The organism is Planktothricoides raciborskii GIHE-MW2 (genome assembly GCF_040564635.1).
GTDB classification, from domain to species: domain Bacteria; phylum Cyanobacteriota; class Cyanobacteriia; order Cyanobacteriales; family Laspinemataceae; genus Planktothricoides; species Planktothricoides raciborskii.
Genome location: NZ_CP159837.1, coordinates 4,909,676 through 4,934,326, shown reverse-complemented (window position 1 = coordinate 4,934,326; position 24,651 = coordinate 4,909,676). Strand labels below are relative to the sequence as shown.

At 45.0% G+C, this 24,651-nt stretch carries 18 protein-coding genes; 8 read left to right on the top strand and 10 right to left on the bottom strand.

What is annotated here, in order from left to right; translation table 11 throughout:
* Positions 1-421: 421 nt before the first annotated feature.
* On the top strand, positions 422-1,510 hold the full coding sequence (locus tag ABWT76_RS21170; RefSeq protein ID WP_354634910.1) for a CHAD domain-containing protein: 1,089 nt from the start codon (positions 422-424) through the stop codon (positions 1,508-1,510).
* 176 nt (positions 1,511-1,686) lie between these two features.
* Positions 1,687-2,346 (top strand): Crp/Fnr family transcriptional regulator, encoded by a 660-nt coding sequence (locus ABWT76_RS21165; RefSeq protein WP_054466823.1) that lies wholly within the window; start codon positions 1,687-1,689, stop codon positions 2,344-2,346.
* Between the two features lie 294 nt (positions 2,347-2,640).
* On the opposite strand, the gene ABWT76_RS21160 is transcribed toward ABWT76_RS21165, so the two are convergent.
* From ABWT76_RS21160 to ABWT76_RS21150, 3 genes are all read right to left on the bottom strand, one after another.
* Entirely contained in the window at positions 2,641-3,750 is a 1,110-nt protein-coding gene (locus ABWT76_RS21160) for an agmatine deiminase family protein (RefSeq protein ID WP_199317261.1), read from the bottom strand.
* A gap of 168 nt (positions 3,751-3,918) precedes the next feature.
* Positions 3,919-5,952, bottom strand: coding sequence for a caspase family protein (locus ABWT76_RS21155; protein ID WP_054466824.1), 2,034 nt, complete (start codon positions 5,950-5,952; stop codon positions 3,919-3,921).
* Positions 5,953-6,178: 226 nt separating this feature from the next.
* Positions 6,179-6,739 carry a hypothetical protein gene (locus ABWT76_RS21150; RefSeq protein WP_354634909.1) on the bottom strand — a complete coding sequence of 187 codons (561 nt, stop codon included), beginning with the start codon at positions 6,737-6,739 and terminating at the stop codon, positions 6,179-6,181.
* Positions 6,740-7,216: 477 nt separating this feature from the next.
* Here ABWT76_RS21150 and ABWT76_RS21145 point away from each other — a divergent pair, with 477 nt between their 5' ends.
* Positions 7,217-7,861 carry a L,D-transpeptidase gene (locus ABWT76_RS21145; RefSeq protein ID WP_242052959.1) on the top strand — a complete coding sequence of 215 codons (645 nt, stop codon included), beginning with the start codon at positions 7,217-7,219 and terminating at the stop codon, positions 7,859-7,861.
* A 216-nt stretch (positions 7,862-8,077) separates the two neighbouring features.
* Here the strand turns inward: ABWT76_RS21145 and ABWT76_RS21140 are convergent, their stop codons facing one another.
* The 4 genes from ABWT76_RS21140 to ABWT76_RS21125 all read right to left on the bottom strand — a co-directional run bounded on the left by ABWT76_RS21140 (position 8,078) and on the right by ABWT76_RS21125 (position 14,123).
* Positions 8,078-9,976 carry a tetratricopeptide repeat protein gene (locus tag ABWT76_RS21140; RefSeq protein ID WP_190877461.1) on the bottom strand — a complete coding sequence of 633 codons (1,899 nt, stop codon included), beginning with the start codon at positions 9,974-9,976 and terminating at the stop codon, positions 8,078-8,080.
* A 229-nt stretch (positions 9,977-10,205) separates the two neighbouring features.
* Positions 10,206-12,119, bottom strand: a complete 1,914-nt coding sequence (gene glmS, locus ABWT76_RS21135) for a glutamine--fructose-6-phosphate transaminase (isomerizing) (RefSeq protein WP_054466827.1) — start codon at positions 12,117-12,119, stop codon at positions 10,206-10,208.
* Between the two features lie 498 nt (positions 12,120-12,617).
* Positions 12,618-12,863 carry a photosystem I iron-sulfur center protein PsaC gene (psaC, locus tag ABWT76_RS21130; protein WP_007355303.1) on the bottom strand — a complete coding sequence of 82 codons (246 nt, stop codon included), beginning with the start codon at positions 12,861-12,863 and terminating at the stop codon, positions 12,618-12,620.
* A gap of 336 nt (positions 12,864-13,199) precedes the next feature.
* A complete protein-coding gene (locus ABWT76_RS21125; protein WP_054466828.1) occupies positions 13,200-14,123 on the bottom strand; it encodes a CoB--CoM heterodisulfide reductase iron-sulfur subunit B family protein in 924 nt (307 codons plus the stop codon).
* 1,211 nt (positions 14,124-15,334) lie between these two features.
* On the opposite strand from ABWT76_RS21125, the gene acpP reads away from it, so the two are divergent.
* The 4 genes from acpP to rnc all read left to right on the top strand — a co-directional run bounded on the left by acpP (position 15,335) and on the right by rnc (position 20,501).
* The gene (gene acpP, locus ABWT76_RS21120) at positions 15,335-15,589 is read left to right on the top strand and encodes an acyl carrier protein (RefSeq protein WP_054466871.1); all 255 of its coding nucleotides are present in this window, start codon (positions 15,335-15,337) and stop codon (positions 15,587-15,589) included.
* Between the two features lie 60 nt (positions 15,590-15,649).
* Positions 15,650-16,900: a beta-ketoacyl-ACP synthase II gene (gene fabF, locus ABWT76_RS21115; protein ID WP_354634908.1), complete on the top strand. Its 1,251-nt coding sequence runs from the start codon at positions 15,650-15,652 to the stop codon at positions 16,898-16,900.
* Between the two features lie 455 nt (positions 16,901-17,355).
* Positions 17,356-19,359 carry a transketolase gene (gene tkt, locus ABWT76_RS21110; RefSeq protein WP_054466831.1) on the top strand — a complete coding sequence of 668 codons (2,004 nt, stop codon included), beginning with the start codon at positions 17,356-17,358 and terminating at the stop codon, positions 19,357-19,359.
* A 455-nt stretch (positions 19,360-19,814) separates the two neighbouring features.
* Positions 19,815-20,501: a ribonuclease III gene (rnc, locus tag ABWT76_RS21105; protein WP_054466832.1), complete on the top strand. Its 687-nt coding sequence runs from the start codon at positions 19,815-19,817 to the stop codon at positions 20,499-20,501.
* Between the two features lie 260 nt (positions 20,502-20,761).
* Here the strand turns inward: rnc and ABWT76_RS21100 are convergent, their stop codons facing one another.
* The 3 genes from ABWT76_RS21100 to ABWT76_RS21090 all read right to left on the bottom strand — a co-directional run bounded on the left by ABWT76_RS21100 (position 20,762) and on the right by ABWT76_RS21090 (position 22,999).
* A complete protein-coding gene (locus ABWT76_RS21100) occupies positions 20,762-21,553 on the bottom strand; it encodes a PD-(D/E)XK nuclease family protein (protein WP_190878594.1) in 792 nt (263 codons plus the stop codon).
* Between the two features lie 131 nt (positions 21,554-21,684).
* Entirely contained in the window at positions 21,685-22,113 is a 429-nt protein-coding gene (locus ABWT76_RS21095) for an EVE domain-containing protein (protein ID WP_190878592.1), read from the bottom strand.
* 106 nt (positions 22,114-22,219) lie between these two features.
* On the bottom strand, positions 22,220-22,999 hold the full coding sequence (locus ABWT76_RS21090; protein WP_054466835.1) for an HAD family hydrolase: 780 nt from the start codon (positions 22,997-22,999) through the stop codon (positions 22,220-22,222).
* Between the two features lie 726 nt (positions 23,000-23,725).
* Here ABWT76_RS21090 and ABWT76_RS21085 point away from each other — a divergent pair.
* Positions 23,726-24,631: a hypothetical protein gene (locus tag ABWT76_RS21085; RefSeq protein WP_054466836.1), complete on the top strand. Its 906-nt coding sequence runs from the start codon at positions 23,726-23,728 to the stop codon at positions 24,629-24,631.
* Positions 24,632-24,651: the final 20 nt, after the last annotated feature.

The following is a 24,651-nucleotide window of genomic DNA, read 5'->3' as shown; positions in this document are numbered from 1 at the left end:
TCTTAAGGAAAAACGATCGCGCTACGGGCGCCGGGAGGTGGCTTTTATTCTTGATCGCGGCTAAATTGCTCCGGGCGACATTATGACCGTGACCGCATCAGGTTTCTGGTCTAGCTATTAATTAACCAGAGAATGTTTGATATTTGATTGAATCTATAAATTAATCAATAAATTCCAGGAGTAAAAATGATTTTTTTTATTTATTCTGCCAATAATATGGTATAATAAAGAGGCTGACAATAGATTATTTCGGTAAAAATAGCGGTTATTTATAGATTGCCCCAGGGTCATAAATTAGGGAAATTTTAACAAACAATCTAGGGGTTCAGGTGAAAATACTAGATCATCGGTAAAGCCAGCCTAATTAAAACGGTGTATATCGGTCAAATCATGTAAATATTAAACCATTCGCTTAATGAATATGAAAAACGTCACCCAAAACAACGCAAAAACATTAGGAGACTGGGCTTATTTAGCCATTGAAAAACATTTTTACAAAACCATCAAATATGAAAACGATGTCCTTAAAGACCAAGATCCAGAAAATTTGCATCAAATGCGTGTGGGAATGCGCCGTTTGCGTTCCGCTGCCACCGGGTTTGCCCCAGCTTTAGAATTGCCAAAACCGGCTCAAGAAAAAAAGATTGGTCAAATTGCCCGAACTTTAGGAGAACTGAGAGACCTGGATGTGCTGATGGCAGCATTAACCGACCAATATGCACCCATATCGCCGAAAAAAGAACGCGCCACCCTTGAGGCGGCTTTGACAACTTTGGCAAAACATCGTAGTACCATCTTTAAAAAAATCAAGAAAACCCTAAAAAGCGATCGCTATTTTCACTTTAAAGAAAGCTTAAACCAGTGGTTGAAAGAACCCACATATAAACCCCTGGCAGTGATGGATATTTATGATGTTTTGCCGGATTTACTCTTACCAGAAGTGAATCGGTTTTTCTTACAAGCCGGTTGGATGGTGGGAGCAACGGTGACTCCAGGAGACGGAGGTTTTCATATAGAACTCGATCAGGAAAAAGTCGAACAAGCGTTAACCGCTGAAGGCAGAAATCTGCATAATTTACGCAAGCAAGCGAAACGGGTTCGCTACCAAATGAGCCTATTTACGGAATTTTACGATCCAGATTATCAGGCATATTTGGCAGATATGAAAATGATCCAAGATATTTTGGGATATATCCAAGATACGGAAGTTTTAGGGGCAACTTTGACCAATGTGTTAGGAGAAAAATTTGACCTGGTTCTGCCAAATTTAGCGGCACAATTGGCTGCTACTCGTTATCAGTTATGGCAAGATTGGGCACCGTTGCGCGATCGCTATCTTCAGCCGGAAACTCGTCAAGGATTTCGGCTAACTTTGCTTCATCCTAACTCAGCGATCGCTAACCATCGACAGAGTCATACTGCTGTCGAAAATACGACCCCAGAGGAATCTCTGGAAGGCAAAACAGAGAATGGGGATGAAAGCGATCGCCCATCAGACACCTCCGATTAAAAACAGCCCCAGGAAAATTAATTGGCGATCGTTGCCGAAATTAATTTTCGATCTATCTGTAAGTTCTATCTGTCAATTTTAGCCCAAGGGTAATCGAAAGATTACCTGGGCTTTACCTTGTGGAGTTAGATATAGGTCAAGTTTGCTTGACCTTATCGAGATCAACACCCAAAACTATGACTCCTAGTTTAACCACACTAATCCCTCACACTCATTTGAATCGTGAAGAACGCCGATTACATTTTTATGCCAAAGGCGAAAATATTCCCACCGGATCTCAAGGAGTTTGGCGCGTTTGTCAGGGAATTGTACAATTAAGTACCTTGTATCCCAATGGGGAAGAAGGTTTGCTAGGGTGGGTCGGTTCTGGGATGTGTTTTAGTCTCTGGTTAACGAGTTTGGAGACTTATCAAGCTAAAGCTCTCTCCGATGTTTATTTAATCTGGTATTCTATCGGGGAAATTGAAAATTCGCCTACTTTGGCCAAAGAAATATTGCCCCAGTTGACCCGAAGACTCCGACAAGTAGAAGGAATGTTGGCGATCGCGGGATACCGAAGAGTCGAAGAACGTTTGCGGCAACTTTTATTATTATTGCAGCAAGAAATCGGCCAAAATGTTGCCGAAGGGACTCGGATAATTGTGCGTTTAACCCATCAAGATATTGCCAACGCGATTAACACCAGTCGCGTCACCGTCACCCGACTTTTGGGACAATTCAAGAAAAAAGGTGTGATTAGTTTTGACAGTCAACGTCATCTGATTATTCGACATGGAAAGTTAAGCCTTTGTATCCCATCTTCTGATTTTGACCCATTCCAATCCAATGCGAGTTAAGTCAACCATTATTTGTCAGCGATCGGCGGGTCAGGAATAGGCTTTTATTTACTTGTAGGAAATATACCAATGTCGGGGCAATTTACAGCAATTTTCTCCGCGAGTAAACCACAAATACCTGTAGGGGCGTGATCTTTCCGGCAGTGTAGGGGCGAATGGCCATTCGCCCCTACAATACTGAAAATATTAAATTAAATACCGCTTGGACTTCGCCCTAGGGTGGTTTAGTAATCTGAAAACCGCTGTAATAATTGCCCCGATCGCCCATACGGGAAAAACTAATTAAAAAACTAATTAATTCCTCACAGCGGGCTGTTGTTGGGTAATACAATGAAACGCACCGCCCCCGGTTAAAATTGCTTTGGCAGAGAGTCCAATTGTATGACGAGTGGGGAAATATTCCGCAATTAATTGAACAGCTTTGCGATCATGGGGAGAACCGTAAATCGGCACAATTACCGTAGTATTGCTAATGTAAAAATTCAGATAGCTGGCGGGCATAATTTCCCCGTATCTGTTCAAAATTTTCCCAGGAGAAGGAATCCGGTGTACCACTAAAGACCGTTCTTTGGCATCGGTAAAACTGGCTAAATCTTTGGCAATTTCTTCCAGCACATCTCGGTTAGGATCGTCCGGATCAACTGCCTGCATACAAAGCACCACCCCAGGGGCGACAAATCGAGCAATGGTGTCAATATGTCCGTCGGTATGATCGTTAAGTAACCCTTGATTTAACCAGAGAACTTTGCTAACTCCAAAAGCGGATTCTAAGGTGGTTTCTATCTCCTCTTGACTCACCCCCGGATTCCGATTTTCGTTCAGTAAACATTGTCGAGTGGTTAAACAAGTGCCTTGACCATCTACTTCGATCGCCCCTCCTTCCAAGTAAATAGGAAAATACATTTCGGGGAAATTTAACTCTTCGATAATATTGCGGGCAACTCCATCATCTCCCTGCATAATATATTTGCCACCCCAGCCATTAAAATTAAACCGTAAAGCGGCTAATTTTTTTTGCTTAGTTTTGACAAAAATTGGGGCAATATCCCGCAGCCAAATATCCCCAAATGGCATCAGATGTAATTTGGCGTTAATTCCTTTTAAGGCTTTTTCGGCGGTATTTTTCACCGCTTCATTCAAGACCAGAATTTCTAATCGTTCACTTTGGTAATTGTTTTGCATGGTCGCGGGATAAAAAATCAGATTTTTCTGTTCAACAGGTTGACCAGCGATCGCACAACATAAATTGATAAATTCCTGTTGCGCTGGTTCCAAATCATTAAGCCATTCTTTTTCGTGACTTGGCCATGCCAACCAACAAGCATCATGGCGTTCCCATTCCGCCGGTTGATGCCAATGATTTCCTGTTAATTTTTCACTGATTTGATGGTTTGGGGTAGTCAATGATTTCCTCCTTTTTTGAGCGATCAATAATCCGTAATAACGTAATAAATAGAGAAGCAACCCGTTAATTGTGCGGATTGCTCTCTGCCGATCTTGGTTTTCCCTAACTAAAAAATTGTTGGGTTCGGGATGAGATTGGGGATGAGATTGGGGATGAGATATTTAAGTTTACTGCTGCCACTGTTCCACCGCTTTTTGTACTTCAGGATAAACTGCGCTATCTTCAGGGACTAAACGTGCAGTTTGAATGGCTAAATTGATTTGTCCATTACGAGCGCGATCGCTGGCAATTTCCCAAATCCGCTGACTCCACCATTCAATCCGCGCCCGAGATTCAGAGTAAAGGGGTTGTCCTGCTTTGATTTGACGAAGACTGGCGATCGCCTGAACGTAAGAAGACGCATCTCCTAACCTGACACTATTATCCGCTTGATCCAACAGTTTTTGATAATTATTTTTCAAAGCTAATTGCTCAGTCAAATAACCCTGCAATTCTTGGGCTTGGGCATAAACATCCGAGGCATCATTGGGAACCATTTTCACAGCGGCGATCGCCTCCGCAAAATTCCCCTTAACTGCCCGCACTTTAGCAATCTCTAAAATCACCTGACTCCAACCCTTAATTTGATCTTGTGCTTGTGAATAGTTCGGATCGCTGGGACGAATTTGCCGCGCTTGCTGAATAGCGGCCAAAAATGTTGAGGCTTGAGCATTAGAAATCGCCACCATCCGATTATTATCTGGCTGTTTCACCTCAGTCACCGATGGCGTCAAGTTTACCCCATTTGCCACCAGCGATGTCTCACTCTCACTATCACTCTGTTCGGTGGCTATTGCCGCCCCTGTTGCCTCGATCTTTCCTGGTGTAGGCTGAGTCGCGGCAGAACCCCCCGATCCAGACGCCTCCGACACTAACTGATTCGCGGGTTCCGTGGTATTGTTCCCAGACGGAGCCGTTTGGGGGTCTTTTTCGTCCAAATATTGATTCAACTTGGCTAAACCAATTCCCGCCGCCAAAATAATCACCACCCCCACAACCACCATCGGCAGCCATAATTTGCTTTCATCATCCCAAAGACTCTGTGACTTCTTCCCACGGGGAACCGTATCAGAAGTGCTTGGGGAACTGACTATTTCATTCTTGGCTTCCCGCGTGGTTGTTTCGTCTCTTGTTTCTGCTTCTGAGGCTGGTTCTAAGGCTGGTTCTAAGGTTGGTTCTAAGGCTGGTTCTGAAGCTGCTTCTAAGATTACTTCTGAGATTGCTTCTGAGGTTTGACTGTCTGGTATTTGCGCCTCGGTTTCACGGGTTTCATCGGGTTGACTCGGTTGATTGGGGGCGATCGCCTCTGACATATCTGCTGACATCTCTGGGTTAAATGCTTCAACAAAAGGAATTTCTGCCGGTATTTCTGCCGGTATTTCTGCCGGAATTTCTGCCGGAATTTCTGCCGGAATTTCTGCCGGAATTTCTGCCGGCAAAACCGCTTGGGCTAACTTCCCTGGCGGATACACCACCCATAAAGGATTTTGTCGCGGTCGAAAATTTTGTTCACTTAATTGAGGAAGATAATTAGTTAAATACTGTTCTAAACTTTCCAGAGTCTTAGATCCGGTTTGCAATGCATCCAAAAGAGCTCTAGTAAAAAATCCCAATTTCAAAGCAGCGGTTTCGCGGGAAAATTGGTCAATTTGACAAGAAAGCACCGTGGGAATTTGCAACTCCTTGGCTAACTCAATAGTTCGTTGACCCATTCCTTCCCCATTCACACAGCCCGGAGCCCGGTTAACATCCAAAAGCACAAACACTTCTGCCCCGGATTTTTTTAACGTTTCTAAAAGCGATCGCATCCCATACCCAGTCTCTCGAATATCATTGGGATTGCCATCGATCAGCATTAAATAGTCTTCACCTTCCCAGGTCACACCATAACCACTGAAAAAAAACCACAACACATCACCGGGTTGCAACTGATGCCGACAAACATGATCGATGATCCAACCAAGATTCGCTTTCGTGGGATAGGTGGAGCGATCGACCAAATTTGGTGAAGTTTCCGTCATTTCTACACATAAATCCGACGAAAAACCCCCCTCCTCAACCAAAAATCGATGTAATTCCTGGGCATCTTGTTGTGCAAAACTTAAAGGTTGTAAAAATTGATAATGATTAATCCCAATAATTATCCCTGCGTGATGTTTCATTGCCCCTCCCTAAACCAGACGGATGTGTTTTCCAAAGATAATCACACATAATATAAACTGATTGGGGACAGTCGAGGATTTTTATCATTATTTATCATAAGTCATAAGTTACTTGTGATTTGGAGGGCGGGCAAAATCTTGTCCGCCCTCCAAACCTGTTGGTTACACTGATTGATGATTAATACTTCCCAAATTCCAGGAATCACCAATCACTCATCAACATAAACTACCACAGAGCCCGAACTGGCTGAGGCGCGGGAGCCGGTCGCGCTGGCTCCACTCTCACAGGTTCGCGCATGGGAATCGGCGTCGTAGCGGGGGCAGTCTGGACGGGCTGAGTTCGCATCTGCTCCATTCGCATTTGTTCTAGCTCCCGTGCGGCGGCTTCACGACGTGCTGCCTCTTCCTGTTCCAAACGGCGGAAAGTCTCAGCGATGCGATCGCGCAAGCCTCCATCATCACCCATCGCTTCCATGTTTTCCACAGGAACCGTCACCGTCCCATCTTCACAAACCACCAACTCATTCCCTAGGGCTACTCCCAGCAATGCTTGTTGGGTACGGGGAACATTCAGCAGTCTTCTTTCCCCATTGGGCATTTTGATCGCCACCCGGTCATTATTAATCCGAACCACGTTCCCTCGGTAGGCTTCTGAGCAATTTGCTCGATTCATCGGCGGTCTTTGAGCCAACTGCATTTCTTGAGCAATGCTCGCAGGGGAGCCGATCGCGCAGAGCAGCAGAAACAAACTGCTTCCCGTAAAAACTTTCAGTGTTCCAAACCGCATATTTACCTCACACATATTTTGATTGAAAAATAGACGAAGACACTGATTTCACGTTGTTATAGAATTGTTCTAGCAAAAACCGAGTGTCTCTTGAACCGGATGCACTGACAAGACTCTTCACAAAATAGCATAAAGAGTTTCGGCTTGGTGTTTAGAAGTCCAAAGAATTACTAGAGAATTACTCATATCTCCTTGCCTCTCTACCAGAAACCATCATTGAGTCCCATCCGCGATCGGTTCTGGAACCACAAAAAAACAGCCTAAGCGTATATACTATATAATCCAGCAAAATCCGCCGAAAATAGGCATCATCTTAACATTCAACATTTCTTAACAAATTTTAAATCAGGAAAAGTATTTGACGAAAAATTAAACTGATTGGCTTGACGATCCCAAATCTGCACATAACCCCGCTCGACCCGCTATAATATTCCATATCTAATCCTTTGTACAATTACGGTGGCCAAGAATCTTCCCATGATGCGGCAACTCAAAACGAAATCGCAATCGCTTACTAAACGCCTCATGCTGGCGACCTCTAGTATTTTGATGTTTTTGTTGTCGGTCCAGCAACTCTCTCAAGCATCGAGTCCTCAGCCGGTCAATCCCATCATACCGATCAAAGTCTCAGCAGACAACGCAGTCCGACTACCTCCCCTAGGCAGTTTAGAAAACTATATTCCTCTGCATCAAGTTGAACCAGCACCGATTACTCAGAGCAAATATTTGGTCATTTCTTTAAGCGATCGCCAAGTTCATCTCTATGAAAATGAAGAATTAAAAATCAGTTATCCAATTGCGATCGGTAAAGAAGGCTGGGAAACCCCCACAGGTCAATTTAATGTTTTACAAATGCTGGCAAATCCTTATTGGGAACATCCCTGGACGGGAGAAATTGTGCCCCCCGGAGAAGATAATCCCTTGGGAACTCGTTGGATAGGTTTTTGGACTGATGGCACCAATTTTATTGGCTTTCATGGCACCCCCAATGAAGACCTAGTTGGGCAAGCTGTATCCCACGGCTGTATCCGCATGAAAAATGACGATGTAGTGGCCTTATTTGAACAAGTCGAAATCGGCACTACTGTGATTGTGAAAAATGAGCCAATAGCAGAAAAATAAAAGCATCAGCGAATGTTTCATCTGCTTAGGAGGCTAATGAAAATTTACCACAGAGGCACAAAGTAACACAGAGAGGAAAATTTGTCCTAATTTTCCCAGGTTAGATCTACAAAGCCCCCCCTTTTTAAGGGGGTTTGGGGGTATCTCTAAGGTAGGAAAGCTTTCTTTTCTAATCGATTAAATCCGGGTATTTCTGGTGACATAGGGAGACTAAAATTACAGCGATCGCTGATACTTTTCTAACAATACCCCAAGATGATCGAAACCATCTACGCCAATCACCGAAATAAAGTTTTTCCGATGTTCTTGCAAAAAATCATTAAAAGCATTTGCTCCAGATTGACCTTGTAAAATTGTCAGCAAAGCAGCCGGTTGTCGCCACTCATTAGAGCCAATTTGTTCTAACATATACATCCCTAAAAATCCCGTCACCATCGCCGGTTCAAACTGGTTCAAACTCCAATAAGTTTGAGCCAAATAAGCGTAATTTAAACCCTGTAAATATAAATCTCCTGAAAATTCAGCCGCTTTAAATCCGACTACTAAGTTTGGCAGCGCCTTTTGGGGTTTATCTAATAATACATAAGCAATGCCTAAACTACTGGCACAAAGTGCCTCGGTCTGCCGATAAGTAAAAGCGTCTGCCGGTAAATCCGCCAAATTTGTAGATAATTGTAACCCTTGTTCTAAATACCCGATCGCCGTTTCATAAGTTTCATAAATATCCGCATCCACTTGTGTCATTTCTCGCGCTTGAAACACTTGGCTATAACCAAGATTGGCCAAAGCATTCGCCTGTCCCAAGCGATCGCCTCCTTGTCGAGCCAGAATTAAAGCCCGCTGACTCGCATTAATCGCCTCCTCATAATTTTTCTGCCCTAAATAAGACCGACTCAAATGATTTAAATTAGCAATTTCACACAGAGAATCCCCGGCTTTTTGGGCAATTTCCAACGCTTCTTGGTGCAACTGAATCGCCCGGTTATATTCACCAAACGAGCGCAGGGAATAGCCTAACATAGTCAAAATTCGGGCTTTTTCTTCAGTGCCTTCTACTCGGCTTAATGGCTCATCTAAATAGGACAAAGCATTGCGTAAATATTCGCCCCCAAACAACGCAAAAATTCCGCCATATAAAGGAAAATATGACTGCTGAGAAAAAGTCCGCAAAATTTGTAACGTCCCTTGAAAACAAGCATCGCTAAATAAGCGTCCTTCTGAAGATTGATTAAACCCATTCGCCAATTGCGACCAAATCACCGCAAAAGTTAAAAACGTAGAAATTGATAACTTAGCCCCCACTTTGGCATCATAAATTAGTCGGTCAAACCAAGTGACTAAACCCCGCTGTAAACACTGTAAAATCACAGTAACTTCTAGTAAATCACTGATTTGAATCGCCGATGTTTGTCGAGTCAAATCAATCACTGATTGATTGTTTGCAATCGTTTGAAACAAAGTTTTTGCCCAAGACGGATCTAATTGTTTTGCCCAAACCCCCCAAGGGCCTCCCTGTGCTGAAGTCCCTTCAAATCCCAGTGGCGATCGCCCTTGGTCATAAATCCAACTCACTAAATCCGGGGCCAATTTTTCCCAGGATTTTAAACCCCTTTGAATCCCTTCTACCAGTTGGGCAATTTCTGGATCTGTTTCCGTCTGATTAATCTTAGCAGCGGCCAAATTTTTCCCCAGTTCTTGTAATTGTTCCAGGGTTAAAGGTTGTGGTTGGTTGGGATCGATCGCTCGCAACAAAACCCCTAAACGCTCTCCTGGTTCAGCGGTGATAATTTGTTGACTGGTTTGGGCGATCGCCTCCGTTACCCGATTTTCTTGCTGCCAACGTTCCCACTCTCCCGCGATCGTTTGTAACGCTCGCAAAATGCGATTCACTTTCGCTTGCTTCAACTCATCAATTTCCTGATTCAATTGCTCTTGAGTCGTTGTCAGTCTTTCGCTCAGACAGCGTTCAAAAATTTCCCCCGTCCCTGGGGTCACGTCTCGGACTAACATCCGATAAACCTGTTCTTTTGAGCGAATATTTCCCTTCAGGGTTGTCTCGACAATCTTCTCAATTAACCCCAAATAGCGATCGCGCATAGAAGTAGCTTCAGCCATACAACTTAAATGATTGCTCCCATCTAATTGTTTTTATCTTGTCTATTGTACTTCTATATTCATCCTTTATACTAAAAAATTAACTTATCTTCAAATAATTTTTATTTAATTGTAATAATTATTCTGGCTACAATAAACAAAAATCCCGGATTTGAAGAAACCGGGATTTTAATCAAAAACCGTTCTTTATTATTAAATAAAATTGGTTTTTTATTAATCAAACATGGAACTATTCCACCGTCACAGACTTAGCTAAATTTCGGGGTTGATCCACATCCAAACCGCGTCGGGCGGCAATATGATAAGACAACAATTGTAACGGCAAAACCGCCAAAGGTGGAGAAATCAACTCATCGACTGCTGGCACGGAAAAAATAATCTTAAAAATGTCCCCAGCTTCCCCATCACTAGATGATGTCACCCCAATTAATTGAGCATCACGGGCTTTCGCTTCTTGAGCATTAGAAATCACCTTTTCATACACAGAACCTGGCATAGCGATCGCCAGCACCGGCACCTTATTATCCAAAAGCGCGATCGGGCCATGCTTCATTTCCCCTGCGGGATATCCTTCTGCATGAATATAGCTGATTTCCTTCAGTTTCAGCGCCCCTTCCAAAGCAATAGGGAAATTAATTCCCCGACCAATAAAGATAAAATCTTGAGTATCCACAAACTGATGGGCTAACTCATCAATTTTTCCTTCTTGATTGGTCAAAACTAATTCCATTTGTCCCGGTAATTGATGCAGACTTTTCACCAATTCTTTCAGCTTTTCTACCGGCACACTTTGCCGGTAATAAGCTAACTCAATGGTCAGGGCATAAAAAGCAATCAACTGAGCCATAAACGACTTCGTAGCCGCCACGCCAATTTCAATGCCCGCCAAGGTATTAATAATATTTGGCACCAAATGACCTAACGATGACTCAGGGCGATTAGTAATCCCCAAAAGTCGCGGCTGAAATTCCGCCGACAAACCAAATCGGCGCTGTTGTTCCATTGCCAAAGCCGCCAGAGTATCCGCAGTTTCTCCTGACTGACTAATCCCAATAGTTAAAGTATTTGGCGTAATCGGTGAAGGAGCATAACGAAATTCTGAAGCATAATGGACTGATGTGGGAATTCCGGCTACCTGTTCAATTAAATATTTCCCCACTAAACCAGCGTGCCAACTGGTGCCACAAGCCAAAATTTCCACTTGTTGCAAATTTTGATAAAGTTCTGGGGCTATTCCCAGATTCACTGGTTTTGACCCTTCCGTTCCTGGTTGCCAATCATGGTTAAAATACTGTTCCAAAAATGAGCGGACAACGGACGGTTGCTCATAGATTTCTTTAAGCATAAAATGCTTAAACCCTTGTTTTTCCACCAGGGTGGGACTCAAGTCTAGCAGGTGGGGCAATTTTTTCAGGCGATCGCCCGCAAAATTATACATCTCCACCCCCAACGGAGTCAGGCGGCCGATTTCTCCATTCTCCAGCGGCAACACCGCACGAGTATGAGCCACGATCGCCGGAGTATCCGAAGCGCAGAAAAACTCCCCTTGGCCAAAACCAATCACCAGGGGCGCCTGTTGTCTCGCCACAATAAGCTCATCGGGATAATCCGCACAAATCACCGCGATCGCAAACGCCCCATGTAACTCATTCACCACCTTTCGGACTGCCTCCAAAAACTCAGACGCAAAACCAGCCGCCGTCTTGGGTGTAGTTTCTTTCTTCTCCTCAGCCAAAAAATCAGCAATCAAATGGGGAATCACCTCCGTATCCGTATCGGAGCGAAACTCATACCCTTTACTTTTGAGCAGTTCTCGCAACTCACGATAATTTTCCACAATCCCATTTTGCACCACCGCCACCCGCTGCGCCATATCCAAATGGGGATGGGCATTGCGTTCTTCTGGCTTCCCGTGGGTTGCCCAGCGGGTATGTCCAATCCCAATTTGGCTAGGGTTTTCCAACAGCTTCAGCTTTTCTTTCAGATGGCGTAATTTCCCCTGAGCCCGAACGCAACTCACCTCTCCTTCCCAAATCGTCGCCACCCCCGCAGAATCATAACCCCGATATTCCAGTTGTTCCAATCCGGCGATTAAAATATCACTCGCGGTTTGAGTGCCGATATAACCAACAATCCCACACATTTTTTCATCACTCCTTATTTAACAGGGTTGATCTAATTTTTACTCGTTTAAAAAAACTATTCAATTATTAGGATAGCGCTCAGTATTTTTTACAGGTTATCGGTCTAGGGTGTGGGGCCGCCATCGGTGCAGGGTGTGGGGGAAAGAAAGGGTGTGGGGCTGCCATCGGTGCAGGGTGTGGGGGGGGGAAAGTGAAAAGTGAAAAGTGGTAGGGGCGAATGGCCATTCGCCCGTACAAAAGTCGTAGGGGCGACGAGCGCATTCGCCCGTACAAAAGAAATATCACTATTCACAATTCACTATTCAACATTCACTATTCACTCTTCACTATTCACTCTTCACTCTTCCCTACACCCTACACCCTACACCGATGGCGGCCCTACACCCTAGACCCCACACCCAACAAAAAAATAAGGGGGTTGATTCAACCCCCTCAATCCCAAAAAATATCAAAATGCCATGAGCGACAAAACTGACAGTACAATGTCAGTTATGATATTAATAAGCCAGACCCATACTGCGAGTAGTCTCGGCTCCTAGATAGACGCGGATGCTCAGAAAGTCGGTCGGGCAGGCAGTTTCACACCGCTTGCAGCCAACACAGTCTTCTGTGCGGGGAGATGAAGCAATCTGGCCAGCTTTACAGCCATCCCAGGGCACCATTTCCAAAACATCTAGAGGGCAAGCACGAACGCACTGAGTGCAACCAATGCAGGTGTCATAGATTTTTACGGCATGAGACATGTTATAAAGGCTCCCAAAGTGTTCTCGACAGTATGTAGGATCTGCAATTTGCTCCCTTCACGGCAGCGTTTACCGTTCCGGTTTCAGAAATCTTGGCTTAGTTTATCGCAGTCGTTCCCCGTCTTCTCATAAAACCGCACATAACTTAAAAGTTCGTAATAGTTTTTTAGAAAAACGGGGCGCCAGATGGCCAATTCAATATATTTTTAGGGCAGCGGATTTGGATCCTCTATTCCCCATTCCCGCGAACTATTCCCCATTCCCGCGAACTATTCCCCATTCCCGCGAACTATTCCCCATTCCCGCGAAGGCGGGAATCTATAGATGGGTCAAATTCTAGAAGCCTAGCTTGTCCAAAACTGACCGGGTGGAAACCACATGACGGTCTAAGCCTAATTGTTTTGGTTCAATTCCTACCGCCAGTCCGACCAATTGCGGCAAATGTAATACGGGCAAATCTAAGGTCTGTCCGATCGCCTTAGCCACTTCTGGTTGACGGGAGTCTAGGTTGAGATGACACAAAGGACAAGGAGTGACGATACAATCAGCGCCTTTTTCCAAGGCTTCTAGCAGATGAGTCCCGGCCATTTTAAAAGATTTTTCCGGGGCATAGCTGGAAATTGGCCAGCCACAGCATTGAATTCGGCCTCGGTAATAAATAGGTTCAGCCCCGATCGCTCGAAACACATTTTCCATAGATTCCGGTGCATAAGGATCGTCATAGGGCAGGGTTTTTTGTGCCCGCAGGAGATAGCAGCCGTAGAAAGCGGCACATCGTAGGGGCGAACGGCCGTTCGCCCCTACGAGCGATCGCTTGACTCGTTTTTGTAATTCTTCGAGTCCGTAATCTGTGACTAAAGCCCAGAGTAGATGCTTGACTTCTGTAGTGCCTTGATAGGGGGCACAGCCTTCCTTAGCTAGTAAACCGTTAATTTTTTCTACATAAGCGGGGTCTGTACTCTGAAATTCTTTCAGTCGTTCGTCTACATGACCGATTACCCCTTGACAAGTGCTGCAATGAGTCAATAGGGGCAGTTTAAGTTGCTCGGCTAAAGCGATGTTGCGGGCATTGACCGTATCTTCGAGCAACCGAGAATCTTCTTTAAAGGTGCCAGAACCGCAGCAAGAAGCTTTTTTTAATTCAATTAGTTCAATACCGAGGGCTTCGGTCAGTGCGGCAGTAGACTGATAAAGCTCTCGGGCTGCCCCTTGGGAAACGCAGCCGGGAAAATAGGCATATTTCAAGGTTGGAGATGGCATAGCAGCTTTATTTACAGAGCGTTTGCATTAGAATGAGCCATCATCGCGATTCAAGCAGCGCTTTGGGGCGCAAGCTTCACGCACAAACTCATTCATGGCAATATCATCTCTTATCACACCCCCCCAAGACCGAATTTGTTGTATTTACTTAATAGTTATAGTTGCTGACTTGCTGCCACTTTCGCGAACCCTCTACAGAAACCCATTGAGACGTAGCAACTGAAAATAATTGAATCCTGGGTCAGCAGCGATCCAGAAGAACTCGCAACACAAGCCCGTGACCAACGCAACTGGAGAAAAAACCAGGCACATTGCTAAATCTGTCACCCCTATCAGATAAGATAAAACAGTCCTAAAAATATCACTTACCTCGCAGGTATTTTCCCGAATCCCTCTCTAAAAGCGAAAACATATGCCACTTGGCGCCAGTTGACGCCACTTGACGCCACTTGACGCCAGTTGACGCCACTTGGTGCCACTTGCTCTACTTGGGGAGACCCCAAGACCGCAGTGGCTTCTTCACTTGGGGAGACCCCAAGACCGCACTGGCTTCTCTACTTGGGGAGACCCCAAGACCGCACTGGCTTCTTCACTTGGGGAGACCCCAAGACCCGTTCATGGTTCGCCAGTTGTTCATGGGGGAAACCCCCAAGACCACACTGGCTCACCGCAGTGCCTTCTCTACTTGGGGAGACCCCAAGACCGCAGTGGCTTCTCTACTTGGGGAGACCCCAAGACTGCAGTGGCTTCTGAGGATCATCTAATAGGGCTGACGAGAGTGAGTCTGTGAAATTTTTTCCCTATTTGAGAAAGGGCATTGGGACAGTGTGTCCGCAATGCTAAAATCTCAAAGCCTTGATTTGTAAATGCCTCAGTCAGTCCTAGTCGGGAACAGTCATGCCGGTGCTGCCACCGGACACTTACTTATAAATGCGGGTACAGCAACCCAAGACAGACTTCGGCGGGATAGAAACCGGGTTTCTACCCTTGATTTCTCGTCATCGAGCCGAGATTTTTCCAAGAAACCCGGTTTCTGACCGAAGCGGTCATCACCCTAACTTTTTGGGTGAATGAAGCGTTGGTGAGTAAATTTATGGCCGATATGAGCGATTGGTTAAGGCAAAATCCTTTGCGACTTGATGAAAATGAATCAATGCAAAGGTACGGATTTAATTTATTATAACTGCGGCACGCAAAGAGGAACCCAGCTAATGAGTCAAGATGACATTTTTGCAAAAGTAAAAGAAATCGTCGCCGATCAACTGTCAATTGAAGATTCTGACAAGATCAAGCCAGAATCTAATTTCGCTAACGATCTCGGCGCCGACTCCCTGGATGTGGTTGAGTTGGTGATGGCCTTAGAAGAAGAGTTTGACATCGAAATCCCCGACGAAGCAGCGGAAGGAATTGCCACGGTGCAAGCAGCAGTTGACTACATCAAAGAACAAGTGGCAGCCAAAGCATAATTCTGTCCCTCCGACACCTATGTTCTGCGTTTTTGGTATGAAAGCTCTTGAATCTGAATTATGACCAATTTTGAACGGAAACGTGTTGTTGTTACGGGTCTCGGTGCGATTACGCCCATTGGGAATACCCTGGAAGAGTATTGGCAAGGGTTACTGACAGGGCGTAATGGTATTGACCGAATTACCTTGTTCGATCCATCTAATCATGCCTGCCGCATTGCCGGTGAGGTGAAGGGATTTGATCCAGGTGAATATTTGGATCGCAAGGAAATTAAACGGATGGACAGATTTGCCCAGTTTGGGGTTTCTGCCAGTTTGCAGGCGATCGCTGATGCACAGTTCAAGATCAATGACCTGAACGCGGAACAGGTGGGTGTGATTATTGGCAGCGGCATTGGCGGGATTAAGGTCCTCGAAGATCAGCAAACGGTTTATTTGAATAAAGGGCCGTCTAAATGTAGTCCGTTTATGATTCCGATGATGATCGCTAATATGGCCGCAGGCTTGACGGCAATTCACACCGGGGCAAAAGGCCCGAATACTTGCACGGTGACTGCTTGTGCTGCCGGATCTCATGCGGTAGGCGATGCCTTTCGGTTGATTCAAGGAGGCTATGCTCAGGCAATGATTTGCGGCGGCGCCGAAGCAGCGGTGACTCCCTTGTCTGTGGCCGGTTTTGCCTCTGCCCGCGCTTTGTCAACTCGCAATGATGACCCCAAAAAAGCTTGTCGTCCTTTCGATCGCGATCGCGATGGCTTTGTCATGGGCGAAGGTGCAGGCATTTTACTTTTGGAAGAGTTGGAGTATGCCCTAGCCCGTGGTGCCAAAATCTATGCGGAAATCGTCGGCTATGGCATGACTTGTGATGCTCACCATATTACTTCTCCCTCTCCCGGAGGCGAAGGCGCCAGTCGTGCGATTAATTTGGCCCTGAAAGATGCGGGCATTACCCCAGACCAAGTGAGCTATATCAATGCTCACGGCACCAGTACCCCCGCTAACGATCCCACCGAAACCTCAGCCATTAAAACCGCTTTAGGGGAACACGCCAAAAAAGTGGCTGTTAGTTCCACTAAGTCTATGACCGGCCACTTGTTAGGGGGCTCCGGTGGTATAGAAGCGGTGGCTACGGCAATGGCGATCGCCTCGGATGAAGTCCCACCGACCATTAATTTGGACAATCCAGATCCCGAATGCGACCTGGACTATGTACCTAATCAAAGTCGGTCGATGAAAGTTGACGTTGCCCTGTCTAATTCCTTTGGGTTTGGCGGTCACAACGTCACCCTGGTGTTTAAAAAGTACCAGTGATCGTGTGGCAGAGGGGATGAGGAGCTTCAGGAGCTTCAGGAGCTTCAGGAGCTTCAGGAGATGAGGAGCTTCAGGAGCAGAGGGGAGAGTGAATAGTGAATAGTGAATAGTGATAATTCTTTTGTACGGGCTTTCTGGCCAGAAATCCCCTACGACTTTTCACTTTCCCCCGCCCCCCCGCCCCCCGGCTCCCCTGCCGATGGCAGACCCCCCTGCCCCCCTGCCCCCCCGCCCCCCCGCACCCCCGCACCCCTGCTTCTCTGTATTTTTATTTTTTACCCCTTGCTTAGAAATACCCCTAGTGGGATCATGGTGTTAACCGATGGGGGGCATCCCTTTATCTGTTAATCTTCGCTCAGAACATGGGCGAATTTGTTCCCTGGTGTGCTGAAAGACAAATTTTGGCAATCAGCCCACCTTATTTATGTTAAAATCGTCGTTACCAATCAGATATTATGGCCGTTGCAACTAAACCATCACTCGAAGAACTTTGTATTAATTCAATTCGCTTTCTGGCCATTGACGCGGTAGAAAAGGCGAAGTCAGGCCACCCAGGTCTGCCAATGGGTGCCGCTCCTATGGCATTTGTGCTTTGGGATCGTTTTATGCGGTTCAATCCCAAAAATCCCCAATGGTTCAACCGCGATCGCTTTGTCCTGTCTGCCGGACATGGCTGTATGTTGCAATACGCCTTGCTTTACCTCACTGGCTACGACAGCGTAACCATTGACGACATTAAGCAATTCCGTCAATGGGGTTCCAAAACTCCCGGACACCCAGAAAACTTTGAAACTCCTGGGGTGGAAGTGACTACCGGACCCCTGGGACAAGGAATTGCCAACGGCGTGGGTTTGGCAATGGCGGAAGCTCATTTAGCCGCCAAGTTTAACAAGCCAGATTGCACTATTGTAGACCACTACACCTATGTCATCCTCGGTGATGGTTGCAATATGGAAGGTGTCTCTGGAGAAGCTTGCTCACTGGCCGGACACCTCGGCCTGGGCAAACTGATTGCCCTCTACGATGATAACCATATCTCCATCGACGGTGATACCAGTATCTCCTTTACCGAAGATGTGGGTAAGCGCTTTGAAGCTTATGGTTGGCACGTTCAAGAAGTCGCCGATGGCAATACCGACCTGGCCGCCATTGAAAAAGCGATCGCCGCCGCTAAAGCCGTCACCGACAAGCCTTCTTTAATTAAAGTCAGAACCACCATCGGCTACGGTTCCCCCAACAAGGGCAATACCGCTGGCGTTCACGGGGCTGCCCTCGGTGCCGATGAAGTCAAATTTACCCGCGAAAACCTCGGTTGGGAATACGAACCCTTTGAGTTGCCAGCAGATGCACTGAGCCATTTCCGTAAGGCGATCGAGCGGGGTGCTGCCTCCGAAGCTGAGTGGAGTCAAACTTTTGCCACTTATAAAGCCAAGTATGCTGCTGATGCTGCCGAATTCGAGCGCATGATCGCTGGCAAGTTACCCGAAGGCTGGGAAAAAGTTCTACCCACCTATACCCCCGCAGACAAGGGAGTGGCCACCCGCAAACATTCGGAAATTACTCTGAATGCTTTAGCCCCGGCAATTCCTGAACTGATTGGTGGTTCCGCTGACCTGACCCACTCCAACCTGACTTTAATGAAAGTCTCTGGAGATTTCCAAAAAGGTGCCTACCACAATCGTAACCTCCGCTTTGGCGTCCGCGAGCATGGCATGGGTGCCATTTGTAATGGTCTAGCCCTGCACAACTCTGGGTTAATTCCTTACGGTGCTACCTTCTTGGTGTTTGCTGACTATATGCGGGCCGCCATCCGTCTGTCTGCCCTGTCTGAAGCGGGCGTGATTTGGGTGATGACCCACGACTCCATCGCCCTGGGTGAAGATGGCCCCACCCACCAGCCCGTAGAAACCATTGCCTCCCTGCGCGTGATTCCCAATTTGTTGGTGATGCGTCCCGCTGATGGTAATGAAACCTCTGGCGCTTATAAGGTGGCGATCGAAAATCGCAAGCGTCCCACCCTGTTGGCCCTGACCCGGCAAAATCTGCCCAACTTGGCTGGCAGTTCTATTGAAGGTGTGGCTAAAGGTGCTTATATCGTCGTGGACTGCGATGGCACCCCTGACATTATCCTGATCGGCACTGGCAGCGAAGTCAGCCTTTGTGTGGATGCTGCTGAGAAGTTAACCGCTGAAGGCCATAAAGTTCGCGTGGTTTCTATGCCTTGCTGGGAACTGTTCGACGAGCAAGACGAAGCTTATCGCGAATCCGTCCTGCCCAAGGCCGTGACCAAGCGCTTGGCGGTAGAAGCTGCCTCTAGCTTTGGCTGGTGTCGTTATGTGGGTTCTGCCGGTGCTACCGTGACTATTGATGGTTTCGGTGCCTCCGCTCCTGGTGATATTATCATGGACAAAATGGGCTTCACTGTGGATAATGTGGTGGCGAAAGCTAAGGCTCTCTAAAACTTAGTAATTAGCTGGGTTTGAAGCCAGGCTAATTACCAGCTAATTAATTTAGCGTCACAGAAAATACCACAGAAACGCTGTGATAAAAACACAAAGGACACAAAGAGATTTTCTCTGTGTCTTTTGTGTTTTTTTTAGTGACAAAATTTCTGCCAATAACTATTGACAACTGCCAAAATTTTCGGCTTTGCACCCCATATTCCGCACGACTAAGAGGTTTTTCAACGAATTGGGTTACAGCTTCGGCTATTGACAAGTAATGTCAATAATTGATGATGTATTTTTACTTATAGTTTTCAAAGCTTTTATAATAACAAGCTTTGAATTATTAGTCTCATATACTACATTTTGAAGTGCGGAATGTGGGATATATGCAACGCGGATAAATTTGCTATCATTGGCGATCGCTTAATCTATTCAGTAACAAAAGCACTAAAACAGAAGCACTAAAAATGTCAGAACTGCCTAAATTTAACAATCAGTCACTATTAGATCAAGCCTTGACTCACCGTTCTTATGTGAACGAACACCCGGAAATTGCGGAAGATAATGAGCGGCTAGAGTTTCTCGGTGACGCGGTACTCGGTTTTCTGATTGGCGATTTTTTGTACAAAAATTATCCCGATATGAGCGAAGCCCAATTAACTCGGATGCGTTCCGCTTTAGTGGAGGAAAAGCAATTAGCGACCTTAGCACGGGAACTAAAATTAGGGTCAAAGATGCGCCTGGGTCAAGGGGCAATTAAAGATGGAGCCAGGGATAATCCTTCTTTACTTTGTGATACGTTTGAAGCGATGATCGGCGCTTACTATCTGGACTCTAATATTACATCCGTTCGGGCTTATGTTAAACGGCTATTTACTCCGGTAGTAAAAAGCATTGCCTTGCCCCAAGTTGATGAAAATCCCAAACATTTGATTGACCCTAAAAATCGGTTTCAGCAATGGTCTTTGGACAAATTTGGGAAAAATCCTGAGTATGTGATTGTTAAAGAGTCAGGGCCTGATCATGCTAAGGAATTTACGGCGGAAGTGCGGGTGAAGGGTAAGGTTTATGGGTCGGGAATAGGTCGTCGTAAACAAGATGCGGAAAAAAATGCCGCAGAAAATGCCCTGAAAAATTTGAAAGTTGACGGTTAATGGTTGTTGGTTGTTGGGTAGAGATTCTTTGGTTGTTGGTTATTGGTGGGTAGGGATTCTTTTGTTGGTTATTGGTTGTTGGTTATTTGCGGCTGTAGGGGCGAAGCATTTGGGCAAATAATTTATGGGAAGTAATCAAAATTTTGTACCCGTAGGCGAAGCCTTCTCGAAGAGTATGCTTCGCCCTGAGAGGTATGTATGGGAAAAAGTAAACATTTTTTCCCGATATTTTACCCCGAATGCTTCGCCCATACAGGAACTTAATCGCGCTTACAAATGACAGAAAATTGGCAATTTTGACATTTGCCGGAATTTTCGGGAACTTGGGGAAATGGTTGGCCGTTTTCATAGTCTTTTAACCAGCGTTGTAACTTGGTTAAAAGTTGGCTGAGGTCTTGTTTGGTTTGTTCGTGTTGTTGTCGATCGCTGATAAATTTTAAACATTGGCTAGACCGCGATTCGCGCAGCGATCCCGGAGGGAATCGCCCATCACGATGATCGTGAAGATTTTTCTCACTGCCTTGGTCTCTTGCCGACTCCACAAACCAATAAGTCATTGATAGCTGTTCTGGCAAATAATCGCTAGTTTCTGCTAACACCAATAAATAGAGACGAGTTTGCCAATTTTCCGCCACTTTTTGCCGGACTGGGGGACGCGGATAGGTTTTCCAATCAATAATTTGGGCGCTGCTTTCTTCGGCAATTAATAAGTCATAAACCACTGTTAATAAAAAATTCTCAATTTTCCAGGTTCTGAGATGTTCAGCTTGGCGAAAAGTGGCAGAATTAGGACTGGGTAAAAAAATCTCCGGCGCCCCTTGGGCGATCGCCTGAAAAGACTCCCACATTTTTGGGTCAGCCTGAAATAAAAGTTCTACGGATAAACCTAATTCTCTCTGCTGCATTAGCAAGTGAAATTGTTTTCCCCAAGCTAACTTTTCTTCTTGGTCTGGACTAATAGGCGAACTGAGTTGTTCTAGATAAATTAGCTGAAATTTTCTTGGACAAGTTTCTAAATGATTGAGATAAGTTTGGGATAGGCGAATTAGCATATTGGTTGTTGGTTGGTTGTTGGTTGTTGTTGGTTGGTTGTTGGTTGGTTGTTGGTTGGCGAACAGTAAGAACCAAGAACAAATAACAAAGAACCAATAACCAAGAACAATCAACCAACAACAATTAACAATTATTTAACAGAAAGTAACTTCATCACTGCTTGCCATTCGTCGGAATTAATCTTATAATTGGTGCTATTTGGGGCACGGATAACTAATAACTTTTGCAATAGTGGGTCTTCTTTTAATGTACTGCGTAATAGAGGCTTTTCTAAGAATTTTTTGGTGAAACGAATTTTCGCTTGGGGCTTAATTCCTATGCGAGTTTTATCCAGCCAATAGTCGCGATCGCTCACTTCAGAACGGAATTGGGCAGGTTCAATAATTTCGGCGATCGCGTATATTCCCGCATCGTTTCCCGCCATCCAAATTATCACCTCATCACCCACGGCAATTTCTTTCCCGTAACGAGTCACTAACCATAACATTTCCTCAAAATCTTGAATCGCCTGAGTCACTTTATAATATTTAGGATTTCCTTGAAATAGCCAGTAAGCCATAACATCAATACTCCGATCAAAACTTGCTAGAATTAATTATCTCACCATTATCTCACCATTTGCTGCCAATTTTTTAAACTATTTGGGATTTTATCGGCAACAAAACCTAAGAAGCATTAGTTAAACATCGCACTAACTTCCGAAATCCTTCCACTTCTTTTTCCTGAGTTATATAGGCGGGTGTATGGGTGAGACGAGGCAGATATTCCCACAAATTCCCCACCCCAACGGAAAGGGGAAATAACGACGAATTAAATAAGCTTTCATCGTTGGGACTATCCCCCACGGTGAGAACTTGTTGGGGTGAATATTCGGGAAAATGTAAGGATAATAATTTTTGTAAAGCGCTGCCTTTTTCTTGAGTAGCGAGTTTAATGTGACATTGAATAGAACTGTAGGTAAATCCCCAACCAGCTTGCTGACAGAATGCATTGATTCTTTGTAAATCTTCGTAGCTAAGTCCGTGAACATCAAATGTCCAATCGGTTAAACGAAACCGATTATCGGCACTTTCTTGAATTTGGGGAAATTTCTCTTGCAAACTGGCAAAAGTTTGGGCTAACTTGAGTTTATGTTCTGACAGGTCAGCGATCGCACTTAAAATCACTGGCGGATCCGTGTCTCGGTGGGAAAAAAATACTCCGCCATTTTCGGCGATCGCCCCTATGACGGGCAAATAAGTTGCTAACCCATTCACCCACCCAGCCGATCGCCCCGTGACAATCAAAACCGAAAATCCCGCATCGGCCAAATCTGTTAAACTTTGGAGTAAATCAGCGGTAATTTTCCCGCATTTTGTCAAAGTGCCATCAAAATCCGTTGCCACTAAACGGACATCGTGATGAAAATTACAGGCGATCGCTGCCGATAAAGGTAAACAGGTCATTAGGTCGAATCTACTAGAAATATTGACTTTGGTCAGATTTAACCTTAACAAATTTGGTTGTTGGTTGTTGGTTGTTGGTTGGTTGTTGGTTGGTTGTTGGTTGTTGGTTGGTTGTTGGTTGGTTGTCCCTCCCTTGAAGGGGGGTTGGGGGGATTCTTTGGGTAGGGATTCTTTGGGTAGGGATTCTTTGGTTCTTTGTTGTTAATCACGCATAACAAATAACAATAAACTAATAACCAATAATTAACAAATAACAAATAACAAACAACTAACCAATAACTAAAAACAAACAACTAACAACAAATAACTAACAACAAATAACCGTTAAAGGCTCAGTGATGGGTATTCTCACTTTTAATTGCAACTATGCAACGGAATTTGATATCATAGAAGTCAGGTGCTTGATGGTCTTCTCTCCCATAAAAACTTAGAGGCGATCGAGATTTCTGAGCGAAAAGAGCCGATCCTAAAAAAATCATGGATATTTTGGGTCTGGGCATCGATCAAAAATTGATGTAAAAATAGACAAAAAGGAGCGAAGTGATTATTATGTTAAATTTTCCGAGCCAAAAAATCTCTGATTTGCCAGTAAAATGCCAATTTAGGCACAAACTATCTGGTGATAGATGGCTGATAGCTGTCCGCCTTTTTTAAACCGGATTTTTTAAGTAAAATTGGTAACTTTTCTCCGAGTCTCTGACCAGTCACTTTTTAAAGATTATACCTATGTCAAACTCTCTTATCCCAATTCAACCAATATTAGCCCAGACCAAAGCCCAGACCAGCAAACCCCCCGCAGAAGCTCCGGTGAATAATCTTTTCACGGACTACCGAATTTGGATGGGAACCTCTGGAGTGTTTTTCGTGTTGATGCTGCTATCTTTTTTATATGCAAATATGCAAATAAAAAGCATGAAAAAAAAGATGCAGTTTGAAGATTTTAAAAATAAAGAAATGAACAAAAAGATGAAAATGGCTCTTTCTACCATTAGTAAAATGGAGAAAAATCCAGACCTCATACACTCTAGAGAGTTTAACTTAGATTATTTACGGTTGCGGATGGAGGAAGAAAATTTCCATTTTGCCATTGTCAACCAAATTAAAGTGAAAGTTAAAGAGCAAATTACCCTGGCTTTACGTCCCAATATTGACAATCGAGGGGCTGGACGTTTGGTTGAGGAAACTTTTGATGTGGAATATGAAGCCGGAGAAATTGAAAGACCGGAAAAGCGAGTATTATTCCGCGTACAAATTAAACTAACTAAACTGCCAACTCAAGCTACCTCCAAAACTATTAGTCAAATTATTGATTGCTTGGAAACCTATTTAACTACTAAAGAAGATCACGATACTTGGCAGCCAACAATTCAAGGTCGAGTTGCTTATATTCATTGGGATCAAAAAGCCAAACCTACACCTTTGTTGGTATTGGAGCAATCTAATGAAGGAGTGAATGTCACCTTCAGAACCACTACCCGAAGAACGGCAACCAATGCGATCGCCGGTGATACCGGAGATGGACAGAGTTCGACTGGGGATTTAACTGGTCAAACTAAACAGACAAAACCCGCTACGAAAACTGCCCGAAAACCAAAAGCACCGGATAAATCCAAAGCAACAGGAAACCGCTAATTAATCGGGTTGACTGTTGA